This window comes from Burkholderia sp. A2 (assembly GCF_001729305.1).
GTDB lineage: Bacteria > Pseudomonadota > Gammaproteobacteria > Burkholderiales > Burkholderiaceae > Burkholderia > Burkholderia sola.
This window is the reverse complement of the sequence record NZ_LZXX01000093.1, coordinates 335-15,278: the sequence shown is the minus strand read 5'-3', so window position 1 is coordinate 15,278 and position 14,944 is coordinate 335. Positions and strand designations below refer to the sequence as shown.

Sequence of the window (14,944 nt, the reverse complement as noted above, 5' to 3'; positions counted from 1 at the left end):
ATCGAAGCCGCATCGTGCGCATGAAAGACTCCTGTGTCGACGATGCGAAAGAGACAGCAACCGGCATGCCGCATGCAGTCGGAATGGGCGCGCGCCTTGCGTGGCAAACCCGTCCAACGACAGGAGAAGCACGATGCAACCCGAACCCGGCGACGATCCGGCCGCCGACGACGTGCTGTTGTGGCGCGCGCCCGACAGCGTGCCGCGCCGCCCGCGTCGCGTGCTGGTCGTCGACGACTATCGCGATGCGGCGGACGCGCTGCGCCTGCTGCTGGAGGCGCGCGGCTTCGAGTGCCGGGTCGCCGACGATCCGTTCGCCGTGTGCGACGTCGCGCGCGACTGGCAGCCGTTCGCGGTCGTGCTCGACATCGCGATGCCGGGCCTCGACGGGCTGCAGCTCGCGGCGCGGCTGCGCGGCGATCCGCAAACGTCGGACATGCTGCTGGTCGCGTGCAGCGGGCTCGTGTCGCGGCGCGATTGGGAACGGGCGAAGGAAGCCGGCTTCGACGCGCACTGCGCGAAGCCGCTGACGCCGCACCGGCTGCTGGGCTACCTCGAATCGGCGAGCGGCGGCGCGGTGAGCCCCGACGAGGACGTTACACGACCCTTGTAAAAAGGCCGGCGGCGCGCCGGACGCGGCATCCGCCGCGGCGCGAGGACAAAAAAATGCCCCGCGCGCGCGGGGCGTATCGAACGGATGTGGAACGCAGGCGCCGGCGGACCGGCGCCGCGTCAGGGTGCGCTCAGTGACGCCCGCGCGTGCGGGGATCGTCGAGGTCCTCGGTCGGATCGGTCAGCCCGAGTTCGTCGCCGGCGCTCCAGTACGGCGTGCTGCCGTAGAACTCGTGCAGCGGCTCGGCCCATTGCGGATCGGCCATTGCCGGCCAGTGGTCCTTGTCGAACCCCGGCGCATTGCGGATACGCTCGGACGAGACCGACAGCAGGAAGCACTTGCGTTCGGTGTCGAGCGTCAGCGCGCTCCACGGAATGGCGTGCAGCTTGTCGCCGATGCCGAGAATGCCGCCGCTCGACAGCACCGCATACGCGATGCGGCCCGAGCGCACGTCGAGCATGATGTCCTTGATCTTGCCGACATCGTCGCCGTCGGTCGTATAGACCTTGTCGCCTTCCAGCGTATCGGCCGCCATCACGTCGGGGCCGGGGCCGGCCGCCGTCGCGGCGCCCTTGCCGATGATGCGGGTCTGACCTTGATCGGAAGTCTGCATGGTTTCCTCCTGGCTGCGTGGGGCGCGACCGTGCCCGGGGGGCGGGCCCTGCGGGTCGCGCGGGTTGTCGAGGCGGAGCGGGAATCGCCCCGTCACGTCTGCTTCGGTTGCGACACGCCTTCCAGCGTGTTCGCGACGTCGTCGCGCTCGGGACTGGCCGTGCGCGTCGCGATGTCGGCAAGCGACAGCATGCCGACCAGTCGCTTGTCGTGATCGACGACGGGCAGCCGGCGCAGTTGCGCGTCGGCCATGTAGTGCTGGATCTCGTCCAGCGAATCGTCGTCGAAGCACCATTCGATCGGACCGGATGCGACCTCGTGGACTCGCGTCTCCGGCGGCTTGCCGGCCGAGATCGCGCGCACCGCGAGGTCGCGGTCCGTCACCATCCCGATCAGCCGGTTGTTGTCGCACACGGGCAGCGCGCCGATGTCGTAGCGCTCCATCAGTTGGGCGGCGTGACGGATCGAGTCGGTCGGTGCGATCCGCACGACGTCCTGCGACATGATTTCGTTGACGCGATGCATGAAATTCTCCTTGCGGGTGGGTGAAGCAATGTGCCGATGCGGCCCCTGCGATCCAGCAAACCGCATGCCGTGCACGCGGCTCGTCTCGTCACTTGTCGTCACGTTTGCGCTTGTCCTCCCACGGCCCGCCATCGTGCGTGCCGGGCGGCGTGTCGGGCTCGATGCGCGTGACGCCGCCGGTCGCGGGCGGATCGCTCGCCGGAAACGTGTCCTCCAGCTGCTTGTCGATATGGCGCTCCGAATGGCGCGTGCGCGTGTGGTCCTGGTCCTTCAGCGGGGGTTGCGGGTCGGGCTGCCGCTCGCGCGCCGGTGCGTCGTGGCCGTGCCGGGTCGAATCCTTCATGGCGGTGCTCCGTATGGGTGACGAGGAGCCGCCTGTGTCGCAACCCGCGTGCCCGCTCCGCACGCCCGGCACGCGACTTGCCACTGCGACCGCGACGACCACGACGACGACCATGACGACACAGCGCAGCAGGGGCGCCTGCCGCGCGCCCATCGAGCAGGAGGCACGACGATGATTCCCAAACGACGACCAGGGGTGCGCTACGAAATCAATGTATGCGGCGGCGGATTCGATTCGGTGAAAAGCCATTTCGATATGTGGAAGCATGAACCGCTGATCTACCGGCCCGAGCGCCGGATGTTCGAAGGCAAGGCCGACGTGCGGCGGCTGGGCGACGAGACGTTCGGCGCGACCGAACCCGCGCGCTTCGCGCTGCAGCGCGCATGCGAGCCGTCGGATCCGTATGCGCTCGCGGCGCGCGTGCGCGACGACGGCCGCGAGCTGTGGCTCGTGATGGCCGCGTACGACGCGTAGCGGCGTGCTTGCAAGATTTGCAGCGAGCGGTGTAGCGAATGCATGGCGTTTCGCGCGCGACGGAGCGGCTGCGTATCGAACCCCGCAGATCCGGGCCCGATCCGTCCGCGCGGACGATATGAACGGACGGCATGCGGCTTGCGAATCTTCGTTACGCGGCGCGTTGCGCCGATCCCGATCCGAACCCGCAACGAGGAATGCCGATGACACACGAACCCGCGCAGTGGCTGCAACGGCCCGAACCGCCGTTGCCCGACATCGAGCCGGACCCCGGGCCGCCCGATCCCGACGACGTGCCGCCGGACATGCCCGAACCGTACCGGGAGCCGGAGGGCGATCCGCCCGGGCATGCGCCGCCGGAACGCGATCCGCCGTCGCCGGAGCCGCCGGTGCGCGCGCGGCCGGCGGGTGCGATGCCGCCGATACGAAGGGAGGGCCTGCAATGAGCATCCGCGTGAAACCCGGCATGCTGCGGGACATCGCCGAAACGCTGGGCCGCCATTTCGAGGCGCGCGCGATGCCGTTTCATGTCGAGGAGCACCCGGCCGGCGCATTGCATATCGGCTTTCGTGTCGATGGCCATCCGGCGTCGCTGACCGTGACGTTCGACGCCGACGCGTTCGCCGCGCTCGAACAGGCCGACATCGACCGGCAACGGGGCACGCTCACGCGCGTCGCGGCCGAGTTCGACACGATGATGGCGCGCCGCGCACCGACGGCGTACGCAGGCGATTTCCACTTCAACCGGCTCTGAGCGGCGCCGCCACGGCGCAGCCCGGAGCCGTCGATGCCAGGGAGGATTCGATGAACACGATCCAGACGTTACGCGCGGGCGCCTGTGCGTTCGCCGCGGCGTGCGCGCTGGGCGCATGCACGCAACCGGCCAGCGGCCCGTACGGTACGCGCGCGGCGCCGCCCGCGCCGCCCGACGGCCGCGGCGCGCAGTCGACCACGACGATGCCGGACGCGAACACGCGTTACGACACGCGTCCGTCGCCGGGCAACACCATGCCGCCGGGGACGACCGTCGGCGAACCGGTCGACGTGCCGCCGCCGGGCCCGAACGGCACGCAGGGCGACCAGCCGCTGCCGGGCACGCCGCCGCCGATGCAGTACTGACGGGACGCCTCGCGGGGACGCGCCGCGTCACGGCATGCCGCACCGCGATGCGGCCGGAGGAACGCGATGGCGAATCAGCATGAGCACCTGGAGGACTGGCTGCGCGATGCGTACGCGATGGAGCGCCAGGCCGAGACGATGATCGACGCGCAGATGAGGCGGGTTGGCCACTATCCGCAATTGCAGGACCGGCTGCGGCTTCATCTCGACGAGACGCTCGGCCAGCAGGCGCTCGTCGAAGCGTGCCTGATGCGGCTCGGCACGTCGCCGTCGGCGACCAAGGATCTCGCCGCGCGCGTCGCCGCATACGGACAGATCGCGAGCGGCATGCTCGCGGATGACGAGGTCGTGAAGACGGCGCTCGCCGCTTACGCGTTCGCGCAACTCGAGATCGCCGCGTACACGGCGCTCGTCGCGGCCGCGCAAGCAGCGGGCGAAGACGAAATCCGCGCGTGTTGCGAGCGGATCCTGCAGCAGGAGCGCGACATGGCCGCGTGGCTGCTGCGCCATCTGCCCGAGTTGACGACCGCTTTTCTCGATCGTTCGGCGGTCGACCGCATCGACGCAAAACGCTAGCCGTGCGGCCGTCGGGCAGTTGCCGGCAGGCGTCGTTTCCCGCGAGCGAAATACGTGCCCCCTAACTTGCCCCCGGCTTGTAAAAAAGCGGCTCTCGCATGCGGCGAAACGGGGCGCGAACCCGCGAGAACCGCGTCGTAGCGCGCTTTACGCGACTGGCATGGAAGCTGCATGACGTCCGGTAGAAGACCTACCGCGAACCCGCGAACCCAACGTCAGGAGGCTTTCGATGCCCGTCTCGCTTGCGCTGCAGATGCGACAGCATCTGGCACTTACGCCGAGGCTCCAGCAGTCGCTCCGGCTGCTTCAGTTGTCCTCGCTCGAGTTTCAACAGGAATTGCGCCAGGCGCTCGACATGAACCCGTTTCTGGAAGACGGCCAGGGCGACGACGAAACCGCTGCGCCGACCGCCGAGCAGCCGCCCGAGGCGGCCGCGCCCGACGCGGCGCCCGAGCGCGACGACATCCGTCCGCCGGACGGCGAGGTGCCGTTTACGGCCGCGCCCGCGCCGCGCGGCACGAGCCGTCAGGGCGACGACGCCGACGGCTTGTCGCCGGGTGAATGGATGGCCGCCGAGCCGTCGCTGCATCAGCAGCTGCACGATGCGCTGCGGCTCTATCCGCTCAACAAGCGCGACCGCGAAGCCGCGCGCCTCGTGATCGATGCGCTGGACGACGACGGCTATCTGCGTCAGGAACTGCCCGAACTGCTGGTTGCCGCCGATCCGGCCTTGCTGCTGTCGGAGCAGGATCTGGCGGTCGCGCTGCGGCTCGTGCAGATGCTCGACCGGCCGGGCATCGCCGCCCGCTCGTTGTCCGAGTGCCTGGTGCTGCAGCTCGACGCGATTCCGGCCGGCACGCCGGCGCTCGCGGAAGCGAAGGCGATCGCACGCGAGCATCTGGAGCGGCTCGCGCGCCGCGAGACGGCAGAGATCCAGCGGCGCCTCGGCTGCAACCCGCAGACGCTGCAGGCGGCTTGCGCGCTGGTGCGCGGGCTCGATCCGCGCCCCGGCAATCACTACGGCAGCACGCGCGGCGACTACGTGGTGCCCGACGTGATCGTGCGCCAGGTGCGCGACGAGTGGATCGTGACGATCAATCCGGCCGTGCTGCCGCGCGCCCGCTTGCACGAGCGCTATGCGACGCTGTTCGCGCAGTCGAGCGGCGAACGCGATTCGCCGCTCGGCCAGCAACTGCAGGAAGCGCGCTGGCTGATCCGCAACGTGCAGAAGCGCTTCGACACGATTCAGCGCGTGGGCGAATGCATCGTCGCGCGCCAGCGCGATTTCTTCCGCTACGGCGAGATCGCGATGAAGCCGCTCGTGCTGCGCGACATCGCGGAAGAGCTCGACCTGCACGAATCGACCGTGTCGCGCGCCACCGGCAACAAGTACATGGCCACGCCGCACGGCACCTTCGAGTTCAAGCATTTCTTCCCGCGCAAGCTCGAGGCGGCGGGCAAGGGCGTGTGTTCGGCGTCGGCCGCGAAGGTGCTGATTCGCGACATGATCGCGGCCGAGCGGCATACCGACCCGCTGTCCGACGTCGCGCTCGCGGAGAACCTCGCGGGCCGCGGCATTCTTCTTGCGCGTCGAACGGTGACCAAGTATCGCCAGGCGATGAAGATTCCGCCGGCCGACCTGCGGCGTCGCGACGCCGCGTGACGGCCTCATTGTTCCAACCCGCGCGTGCCGCGCGTTGCGTCGGCTCGCGCGCCAACGAGAGGAGCGCAACCATGCCAGCCAAATCCCAGGCTCAGCAGCGCGCCGCCGGGGCCGCGCTGTCGGCCAAGCGCGGCGACACGAAAATGAAGGACCTGAAGCCGCCGTCGAAATCGATGGCCAAGTCGATGAGCGAGAAAGAGCTCGAGAAAATGGCTTCGACGCCCACGCACGGCAAACCGAAACACAAGCACGATGCGTGATCGGCGCCGACGTTTAGTGACGACCGCTGTCATCCAGGAGGGTTCCATGCTTCGATACGCCATCATCTTCTTCGTCATCGCGATCATTGCCGCCGTGTTCGGCTTCGGCGGCATCGCGGCCGGTGCGGCCGAGATCGCGAAGATCCTGTTCTACATCTTCGTCGTGATCTTCCTGGTCACGCTGCTGCTGGGGGTCGTGCGCCGATGACGGTCACGCCCGACCGGTCGCAGCGCGTCGCGGAACTCGAGCACGCGTTCGCGATCGGTTTTCCGTCGCAGTCGACCGTCGTCGTGCACGCGGACGACGCGTCCGGGCGGCTGACGATCCACGTGTCGTGGGTGCGCGTGCCGTCCGAGGAGGACGCGCGCGAATGGCGCTGCACGGTCGACATGCGGTTCGACGCGGACGTGATCGAACGCTACGCGACGCTCGACGCGGCCGACCGGCTGCGCGTGCGCACGCAGCTGTGCGACCGCGCGCGGCGCGCGGTGGACGAGCACAAGCCGCGCGTCGAGGACACCGCGATCGAATGCAACGTCGCGCTCGACGTGACGGCCGCGGAATTCGACGCTGCGCTGCGCGCGCCCTGACGCCGCCGCCGGCCCGGGGCCGTTCGCGGCGCGCCGGGCCGGCTTTCCGTGCCGTCCGCACGCGCGCGCCGCGGCGCGTCGCCGTGCGGCAGCGGCTTCTACCGAATCCCACGAGGACTCCAGACGATGACGAATCCCCCATCCGCCGGCAAGACGCCCCCGACTCAACCGCACGACAGCGCGAAGTCGCGCCAGCTCGACGAGCACCGTGCGCGGCCCGACGGCGAGGCGCTGCGTACCAACCAGGGCGTGCGGATCGCCGACAACCAGAACACGCTGCGCGGCGGCGCGCGCGGCCCGTCGCTGCTCGAAGACTTCATCATGCGCGAGAAGATCACGCATTTCGATCACGAGCGCATTCCGGAGCGGGTGGTGCATGCGCGCGGCTCGGCCGCGCATGGCGTGTTCCGCGTGTACGAACCGATGGCCGACTACACGAAGGCCGCGTTCCTGCAGGACCCGGCCGCCGAAACGCCGGTATACGTCCGCTTCTCGACCGTGCAGGGGCCGCGCGGGTCGTCCGACACCGTGCGCGACGTGCGCGGCTTCGCGGTGAAGTTCTATACCCAGGAAGGCAACTACGACCTCGTCGGCAACAACATGCCGGTGTTCTTCATCCAGGACGCGATCAAGTTTCCCGACTTCGTCCATGCGGTGAAGCCCGAGGCGCCGAACGAGATGCCGACCGGCGCGTCCGCGCACGACACGTTCTGGGATTTCGTGTCGCTGGTGCCGGAAACCACGCACATGGTGCTGTGGCTGATGTCGGACCGCGCGCTGCCGGCAAGCTATCGCGCGATGGACGGCTTCGGCGTGCATACGTTCCGCTTCGTGAACGCGGCCGGCGTCGAGCGTTTCGTCAAATTCCACTGGCGGCCCGTGAGCGGTGCGTATTCGCTGCTGTGGGACGAGGCGCAGCGGATCGCCGGCCATGACCCCGATTTCAACCGGCGCGATCTGTGGACGGCGATCGAGCGCGGCGACTATCCGGAGTTCGAACTCGGCGTGCAGATGATCGACCCGGCCGAGGCGGACAAATTCGACTTCGACCTGCTGGATCCGACCAAGCTCGTACCGGAAGAACAAGTGCCGGTGCGGCCGATCGGCCGGATGACGCTGAACCGCAACCCCGACAACTTCTTCGCGGAGACCGAGCAGGTCGCGTTTCACCCGGGCCACGTGGTGCCGGGCATCGATTTCACGAACGACCCGCTGCTGCAGGGGCGGCTGTTCTCGTACACCGACACGCAGTTGAGCCGGCTCGGCGGCCCGAATTTCCACGAGATCCCGATCAACCGGCCGGTGTGCCCGTTCGCGAACAACCAGCGCGACGCGATGCACCGGCAGACGATCAACGTCGGGCAGGCGTCGTACGAGCCGAATTCGACGAGCGGCGGCTGGCCGCGCGAGACGCCGCCCGCGCCGTCCGGCGGCGGGTTCGAGACCGTGCCCGAGCCGCTCGAAGGCCACAAGGTGCGCATTCGCAGCGAATCGTTCGCCGACCATTTCTCGCAGGCCGCGCTGTTCTACCAGAGCATGACCGACATCGAGCAGCGTCATATCCGCGACGCGTACTGCTTCGAGCTCGGCAAGGTGACGCAGCCGCACATTCGCGAGCGCGTGGTCAACGAGATCATCGCGCGCTTCGACGCGGGGCTCGCCGCGCAAGTCGCCGAACGGCTCGGGCTGCCCGCGCCGCAGGCGGCCGCGACGCCGGTCGTCGCGCAGCGCTCGCCCGCGCTGAGCCTGATCGGCCGCGCGAAGCCCGGCATCCGCTCGCGCAAGATCGCGCTGATCGCGACGCCTGGCGTGAACCCGGTGCTGCTCGAGCAGGTGCGCGACGCGCTGCAGGCCGCGCACGCGGTGCCGACGATCGTCGCGCCGACGCTCGCGCCGATCGGCGGCATCGTGCCGGAGGCGACACTCGTCGGCATGCCGTCGGTGATGTTCGACGCGGTGTTCGTGTGCGGCGGCGACGGCGATGGCCGCGATCTCGCGCATAGCGCCGACGCCCGCCATTTCGTGCGCGAGGCGTTCAAGCACCTGAAGCCGATCGCGGCCGTCGGCTCCGGTCGGCAGCTGCTCAGCGCCGCGCACCTGCCCGATCCGGCCGAAGGCGTGTGCGTCGGACAGGCCGTCGATCTCGACGCGGTGCTGAATTCGCTGTCGGATCACCTCGGCCAGCATCGCGTGTGGGCGCGCGAACAGCAGGCGGCGGAGTTGCCTGCTTAAGGCCGAAAGCGGCCCAAAGCGGCCCAAAGCGGCCCAAAGCGGCCGACAGCCGCCGACGGCGGCTTGCGCCGTACCGCGCGCCTGCCTTCGGGCGGGCGCGCATTCGGCAAGGAGGAACACGCATGGCACCGCGGATGATATGGAAAGGCGCGATCAGCTTCGGGCTCGTGCACGTGCCCGTGCAGCTGTTTCCGGCGACGCGCACCGTGAAGCCGTCGTTCCGGATGCTCGACAAGCGCTCGATGGACCCGATCGGCTATCGGCAGATCAACAAGCGCACCGGCAAGGAAGTCACGCGCGAGGACATCGTGCGCGGCTACGAGTACGAAAAGGAGCGCTACGTCGTGCTCACCGACGACGAAATCCGCGCGGCGAATCCGGAATCGACGCAGACCGTCGACATCCTGACCTTCGTCGACGAGGACGCCGTGTCGTTTCTCTATCTCGACACGCCGTACTACCTGGTGCCGGACCGCAAGGGCGAGAAGGTCTATGCGCTGCTGCGTGACGCGCTGAAGGACAGCGGCAAGATCGGCATCGCGCTCGTGGTGATGCGCGACCGCCAGCATCTGGGCGCGCTGATTCCGGTGGGGCCGATACTCGCGCTCGATACGCTGCGCTGGCAGGAAGAACTGCGGCCGCTCGACGAACTGTCGGTGCCGGCCGCCGACGCGAAGGGCGCGGGCGTCACCGCGCGCGAACTCGGGATGGCGAAGAAGCTGATCGACGACATGTCCGGCACCTGGACGCCCGACGAATATCACGACACGTTTCGCGACGACATCCTCGAACTGGTCGAGCGCAAGGTGCGCGCCGGCAAGATCGAGGAGATCGAGGATCGGCCCGCGCAGACCGGCCGCGCGGCGAGCAACGTCGTCGATCTCACCGAGCTGCTGAAGCGCAGCCTGAAGGGCGGCGCCGGTGCGCGGGCGGCGGATCTGCGTGGAGCGCGCGACGAAGGCGAGGGCGAGGCGTCGTCGTCCCCATCTCGCAGCGGCGCGCGTCGCAAGCCGCCATCGACATCCGCATCGAAAGGCACGACGGCGAAAACCGCGGCGAAGAAGACCGCCGCGAAACGCGGCGCGGCGAGCGACCATGCGACGAAAAAGACCGCCGCGCGCCGCAAGCACGCGGCGTGATGCGGATCACGCCGACTCCGGTTCCGATTCAGACGAGGTGACGCGATGGCCGGCAAGCTCGATCCGTATCGCCGCAAGCGCCATTTCGGCGCGACGCCCGAGCCCAAAGGGGCGCACGGGAAGCGGCGCACGAAGGCCGATGCGAAAGCAGGCGCGAAGCCCGCCGCGCGCGAACGCCATCCGCTGCGCTTCGTGATCCAGGAGCACCATGCGCGCCGGCTGCACTACGACTTCCGGCTCGAACTCGACGGCACGCTGAAGTCGTGGGCCGTGCCGAAGGGGCCGAGCTTCGATCCGAGGGTGAAGCGGCTCGCGGTGCACGTCGAGGACCATCCGCTCGAATACGCGTCGTTCGAAGGCGAGATTCCGGCCGGGCATTACGGTGCGGGGTCGGTCGTCGTCTGGGACGAGGGGACCTGGACGCCCGACGGCGGTGTTGCGCAGGCACGCGAGGGCTATCGGGCCGGCAAGCTGACGTTCCGGCTCGACGGCGAGAAGCTGCACGGCGGCTGGGCGCTCGTGCGCAGCGGGCGGCAGGAAGGGCGCCAGGAGCAGTGGCTCCTGATCAAGGAGCGCGACGACGACGCCCGCAGCGCCGATGAATTCGACGTCGTCGGCGAGCGGCCGGGGAGCGTGCACGACGGCGCATCCGACGGCGCCGCGCGCAGGCATGCGGCGCGGCGCGGCCGATCGACCGGTGACGCCGGCGATGGACACGACGCGCGACACGAAAGTGACGCAAGCCGCGACAGCCCGCGCCCTGCCGATCCGTCGCAGGTCGAAGGCGCGGTGCGTGCGCCGCTGCCCGAGCGCGTCGCGCCGCAACTCGCGACGCTGGTCGATGCGCCGCCGACCCAGGGCGGCTGGTGCTACGAACTGAAGTTCGACGGCTATCGGATTCTCGCGCGCATTGCAGGGAAGGGCGCACGCCGGCGCGTCACGCTGATGACGCGCGAAGGCCGCGACTGGACCGCGAAGCTGCGCGCGCAGCGCGACGCGCTCGCGGCGCTCGACGTCGACGACGCATGGCTCGACGGCGAGGCCGTCGTGCTCGGCGAAAACGGGCTGCCCGATTTCCAGGCATTGCAGAACGCGTTCGGCACGGACCGCTCCGACACGGTCACCTTCTTCGTATTCGATCTGCCTTATCTCGACGGATACGACCTGCGCGACGCGCCGCTCACCGCCCGTCGCGCACTGCTCGAACCGCTGCTCGCGAACAGCGATCCGGCGCGCGTGCGCTTTTCGCCCGATCTCGGCGAGGACGTCGCGTCGCTGATCGCGAGCGCGTGCGACACCGGCCTCGAAGGGCTGATCGGCAAGCGGGCGGAGTCGCGCTATCGCGCAGGCCGTTCGCCTGCGTGGATCAAGCTCAAATGCCGGCGCCGGCAGGAGTTCGTGATCGGCGGCTTTACGGAGCCGTCGGGCAGCCGGCACGGCTTCGGCGCGCTGCTGCTCGGCGTGCACGAGCCGGCGCCGGCCGGCAAACGGCGGCGCGGGCCGGCGCCGCTGCGCTACGTCGGCCGCGTCGGCACCGGCTTCGACGCGCGGATGCTCGACCGTCTCGCCGCGATCCTGCGCAAGCACGAACGCGACACGATGCCGTTCGATGCGCCGCCGCGCGAGCGCACGCGCACGCGCGTGCACTGGGTCGAGCCGACGCTCGTCGCCGAATGCGAATTCGCGGAATGGACCGGCGACGGGATCGTGCGGCAGGCCGCATTCATCGCGCTGCGCGACGACAAGCCGGCGGAGCAGATCGTCCGCGAGAGGCCGAAACACACGGAAACGGAGGTGACGATGGATCAACGCGAAACCACCCACGACGACAAACCCAAGCGCGCATCGTCGGCCGCTCACGCAACCGCCGATCGCACGCACCGGTCACGTGCTCGCACGGTCGCCCGCGCGGAAGGCGACGCGTCCGGCCCCGATACGCTGGGCCGCGTGCGGATCACGCATCCCGAGCGCGTGGTCGACCCGCAAAGCGGCACGCGCAAGATCGACCTCGCGCGTTACTGGCAGTGGGTCGCGCCGTGGCTGCTGGCCGATCTGAAAGGCCGGCCCGTGTCGCTCGTGCGCGCGCCGGGCGACATCGCCGGCGAGCTGTTCTTCCAGAAGCACGCGGAACGCCGCGAGATTCCGTTCGTCACGCAGCACGAAGGGCTCGATCCGGGCCACGGGCCGCTGCTGTCGATCGACAGCGTCGATGCGCTGCTGGGCGCCGCGCAGATGGGCACGGTCGAACTGCACACGTGGAACGCGCACGCGTCGAACATCGAGCGGCCGGACCGCATCGTGTTCGACCTCGATCCCGACCCGGCGCTGCCGTGGCGCACGATGATCGACGCCGCGCAACTCGTGCGCGGGCTGCTCGACGAGCTCGGGCTCGTGTCGTTCTGCAAGACGAGCGGCGGCAAGGGGCTGCACGTCGTCGTGCCGCTCACGCGGCATGCGGGCTGGGACGACGTGAAGGACTTTTCGCGTGCGGTCGCGCAGCACGTCGCCGGCACGCTGCCCGACCGTTTCACCGCGACGATGGGGCCGCGCCACCGGCGCGGCAAGATATTCGTCGACTATCTGCGCAACGGGCGCGGCGCGAGCACGATCGCCGCGTATTCGGTGCGCGCGCGGCCCGGCATGGGCGTGTCGGTGCCGCTCGACTGGGACGAAGTACCCGACACGACGGGCGGCGCGCAATGGACGATCGATACGCTGCACGCGCGGCTGGACACGCTGAAGCGCGACCCGTGGGAAGGCTATGCGAGCACGCGCCAGCGCATCACCGCGGCGATGCGGGCGCGGCTTGGTGTCGACGCGTGAAGCGTCAGCGCCGATGCTGCTGCAGCCGGTAATACCAGTTCATCAGCGGCGTCGCGGAGATCCCGTGCGCGACCACCGACGCGGATATCACGGCCAGCACCGGCGCCGCGAGCGGGCGCACCACCTCGGACGGCCCGTGCTCGAGCGCGAACAGCAGGTAGTAGAACGAGCCGATCCCGCGGATGCCGAACCACGCCATCAGCCGCCGCTGCGCATGCGTCGCGCGCGAGCCGGTGAGCGTGAGCAGCACCGCCAGCGGACGCACGGCGACGAACAGCGCGGCGGCCAGCGCGATGGCGCCCCACGTGATCAGCGGGCCGGGCAGCGTCGACAGTACGCTGCCGATCATCGTCATCACGATCGCTTCGGCGATCCGTTCGAGCTCGATCGTGAAGCCCAGCACCGATTCGGCCATGAACGCATGTGCCTTGTCCGGATGCTTCTCGGTGGCGACCACGTCTTCCGAATCGATCTGGCCGATCACTTCGCGCGGCGGCCGGTCGCCGCTCGCGCGATGCTCGACGCGCCGCATCGCGACGCCGGCCGCGAACGTCGCGATGAAGCCGAACGTGTGCGCGAGCTGCGCGGCGCCGAACGACAGCACGATCAGCGCGAGCGCGAAGAAGCCTTCGAGGCCGAGCGCCTGCGCGTGCCGCGTGCGCAGCCAGCCGATCATCTTCGTCGTGACCCAGCCGAGCCCGCCGCCGATCGCGGCCGCGCCCGCGATGCCCCACAGCGCGACGAGCGCGAACGTGCCGGACAGCGGCGGGATGCCGTGCGTCGCGCCCGGGGTGCCGCACAGCGCGAGCCCCGCGAGCGCGAACGGCAGTGCGATGCCGTCGTTCATCCCGCCTTCGCCGGACAACGCGAAGCGCACCAGGTCGCGATCGCCGGGATCGTGCACCTGCACGTCGTGCGCGAGCACCGGGTCGGTCGGCGCGAGGATCGCCGCGAGCAGCAGCGCGGGGCCCCAGCCGAGGTCCAGCGCGAGCACCGCGCATGCGGCGAGCAGCGGCACGGTGACGATCATCGCGAGCAGCCCGAGACGGCACGGCACGAGCCACAGTTTGTCGGACAGCGGCACGCGCAGCCGCAGCCCGATCGCGAACAGCGACACGAGCAGCGCGACTTCGACGATTTCGCGCAGCAGTGGCCCGTCGCGTTCGAGGTCGAGATGCAGCAGGCCGGCGCCGGCCGGGCCCAGCGCGACGCCGAGCACCAGGTAAATCATGGCCGAGCTACAGGGAAGGTGGCGCAGCGCGGATGTCACGACGCCCATACTGAGCAGCACCGCGCCGATGATCAGGTACCAGAGGGTTTCGTGCATGCGTGGGAATCGCGGCGGACGGGGATGAGCGGCGCGCCAGCCGTCAGGGCTTGCGCCCGAAGGCTTCGCGCAGTTTCCGCTTCGCGCGTTCGAGCGTGGTACGGCGCGTCTTCGGCAGGTTGCGGCCCGCGCGGTTCACGTAGAAGTTCAGCATCGACATCGCCGACTGGAACGGCGACGCCTTGCGGCGGCGGCTGTGTTCGGCCGAGTGCTTCAGCGACGCGGCGATCGCGGCCGGATCGTCGGATTTGAAGATGTCGGGCTCGATGTCGAGCGCATCGCTTTTTTGCGTGACTTCGCCGGACCAGCGTTTGCGGTGGGCCGGGTCGGCGCTGCGCGCGCGGCCCGGGCGGCGCGTGTGGCGCTTGCCGTGCGCGTGGGAAGCGGAAGCGGAAGGCATAAGGCAGGGCTCCGTATGGGGTGACAGAAGGGTGACAGAAGGGTCGTGCGCAGAGAGGCGCCGCAAATCGCGTGCCGCGTCGCGACCGTGGCCGGGGACGGCATGGGCCTTGCTGAAGGATCGGAGCAGGAATTTCCATCACGCCATCACCCATAGGGAGAAAACGCCATGAAGTCAGCATTCGAATCGAAGTTTGTCGCGCGGCGCGTGCTGGCCTGCGCGGCCGTCGCGATCGCCGCGGCCGCGC

18 protein-coding genes are annotated in these 14,944 nt (G+C 69.5%); 13 read left to right on the top strand and 5 right to left on the bottom strand.

Features of this window, described 5'->3' with window-relative positions:
- Positions 1 to 133 precede the first annotated feature (133 nt).
- Positions 134 to 613 (top strand): response regulator, encoded by a 480-nt coding sequence (locus tag A9Z05_RS16765; RefSeq protein ID WP_069619094.1) that lies wholly within the window; start codon positions 134 to 136, stop codon positions 611 to 613.
- Positions 614 to 743: 130 nt separating this feature from the next.
- Here A9Z05_RS16765 and A9Z05_RS16760 read toward each other — a convergent pair whose 3' ends face one another.
- The 3 genes from A9Z05_RS16760 to A9Z05_RS16750 form a co-directional block, all read right to left on the bottom strand.
- A complete protein-coding gene (locus tag A9Z05_RS16760) occupies positions 744 to 1,226 on the bottom strand; it encodes a PRC-barrel domain-containing protein (protein WP_050013988.1) in 483 nt (160 codons plus the stop codon).
- Between the two features lie 92 nt (positions 1,227 to 1,318).
- On the bottom strand, positions 1,319 to 1,750 hold the full coding sequence (locus tag A9Z05_RS16755) for a CBS domain-containing protein (protein ID WP_027786011.1): 432 nt from the start codon (positions 1,748 to 1,750) through the stop codon (positions 1,319 to 1,321).
- Between the two features lie 88 nt (positions 1,751 to 1,838).
- Complete coding sequence (locus A9Z05_RS16750) at positions 1,839 to 2,093, bottom strand: hypothetical protein (protein ID WP_069619093.1); 255 nt, start codon at positions 2,091 to 2,093, stop codon at positions 1,839 to 1,841.
- A gap of 171 nt (positions 2,094 to 2,264) precedes the next feature.
- On the opposite strand from A9Z05_RS16750, the gene A9Z05_RS16745 reads away from it, so the two are divergent.
- From A9Z05_RS16745 to ligD, 12 genes are all read left to right on the top strand, one after another.
- On the top strand, positions 2,265 to 2,567 hold the full coding sequence (locus A9Z05_RS16745) for a hypothetical protein (protein WP_069619092.1): 303 nt from the start codon (positions 2,265 to 2,267) through the stop codon (positions 2,565 to 2,567).
- A gap of 203 nt (positions 2,568 to 2,770) precedes the next feature.
- Positions 2,771 to 3,013 carry a hypothetical protein gene (locus tag A9Z05_RS16740; protein ID WP_069619206.1) on the top strand — a complete coding sequence of 81 codons (243 nt, stop codon included), beginning with the start codon at positions 2,771 to 2,773 and terminating at the stop codon, positions 3,011 to 3,013.
- On the top strand, positions 3,010 to 3,321 hold the full coding sequence (locus A9Z05_RS16735; RefSeq protein ID WP_069619091.1) for a hypothetical protein: 312 nt from the start codon (positions 3,010 to 3,012) through the stop codon (positions 3,319 to 3,321). Before A9Z05_RS16740 ends, A9Z05_RS16735 begins: the two co-directional genes overlap by 4 nt.
- A gap of 50 nt (positions 3,322 to 3,371) precedes the next feature.
- Positions 3,372 to 3,686, top strand: a complete 315-nt coding sequence (locus tag A9Z05_RS16730) for a hypothetical protein (RefSeq protein ID WP_069619090.1) — start codon at positions 3,372 to 3,374, stop codon at positions 3,684 to 3,686.
- A gap of 66 nt (positions 3,687 to 3,752) precedes the next feature.
- Positions 3,753 to 4,262, top strand: coding sequence for a ferritin-like domain-containing protein (locus tag A9Z05_RS16725; protein ID WP_069619089.1), 510 nt, complete (start codon positions 3,753 to 3,755; stop codon positions 4,260 to 4,262).
- 229 nt (positions 4,263 to 4,491) lie between these two features.
- Complete coding sequence (locus tag A9Z05_RS16720) at positions 4,492 to 5,925, top strand: RNA polymerase factor sigma-54 (RefSeq protein ID WP_069619088.1); 1,434 nt, start codon at positions 4,492 to 4,494, stop codon at positions 5,923 to 5,925.
- 71 nt (positions 5,926 to 5,996) lie between these two features.
- The gene (locus A9Z05_RS16715; RefSeq protein WP_006498333.1) at positions 5,997 to 6,185 is read left to right on the top strand and encodes a DUF3008 family protein; all 189 of its coding nucleotides are present in this window, start codon (positions 5,997 to 5,999) and stop codon (positions 6,183 to 6,185) included.
- Between the two features lie 46 nt (positions 6,186 to 6,231).
- Positions 6,232 to 6,393: a DUF1328 family protein gene (locus tag A9Z05_RS16710; protein ID WP_006498332.1), complete on the top strand. Its 162-nt coding sequence runs from the start codon at positions 6,232 to 6,234 to the stop codon at positions 6,391 to 6,393.
- Complete coding sequence (locus A9Z05_RS16705; protein ID WP_069619087.1) at positions 6,390 to 6,776, top strand: DUF3022 domain-containing protein; 387 nt, start codon at positions 6,390 to 6,392, stop codon at positions 6,774 to 6,776. Before A9Z05_RS16710 ends, A9Z05_RS16705 begins: the two co-directional genes overlap by 4 nt.
- A 126-nt stretch (positions 6,777 to 6,902) precedes the next feature.
- The gene (gene katE, locus A9Z05_RS16700; protein ID WP_069619086.1) at positions 6,903 to 9,008 is read left to right on the top strand and encodes a catalase HPII; all 2,106 of its coding nucleotides are present in this window, start codon (positions 6,903 to 6,905) and stop codon (positions 9,006 to 9,008) included.
- A gap of 122 nt (positions 9,009 to 9,130) precedes the next feature.
- The gene (locus A9Z05_RS16695) at positions 9,131 to 10,147 is read left to right on the top strand and encodes a Ku protein (protein ID WP_069619085.1); all 1,017 of its coding nucleotides are present in this window, start codon (positions 9,131 to 9,133) and stop codon (positions 10,145 to 10,147) included.
- Positions 10,148 to 10,192: 45 nt separating this feature from the next.
- Positions 10,193 to 12,970 (top strand): DNA ligase D, encoded by a 2,778-nt coding sequence (gene ligD, locus A9Z05_RS16690; protein WP_069619084.1) that lies wholly within the window; start codon positions 10,193 to 10,195, stop codon positions 12,968 to 12,970.
- Between the two features lie 4 nt (positions 12,971 to 12,974).
- Here ligD and A9Z05_RS16685 read toward each other — a convergent pair whose 3' ends face one another.
- Complete coding sequence (locus tag A9Z05_RS16685; RefSeq protein WP_069619083.1) at positions 12,975 to 14,297, bottom strand: sodium:proton antiporter; 1,323 nt, start codon at positions 14,295 to 14,297, stop codon at positions 12,975 to 12,977.
- Between the two features lie 43 nt (positions 14,298 to 14,340).
- Positions 14,341 to 14,697 (bottom strand): DUF3175 domain-containing protein, encoded by a 357-nt coding sequence (locus tag A9Z05_RS16680; protein WP_069619082.1) that lies wholly within the window; start codon positions 14,695 to 14,697, stop codon positions 14,341 to 14,343.
- Between the last annotated feature and the right edge of the window lie 247 nt (positions 14,698 to 14,944).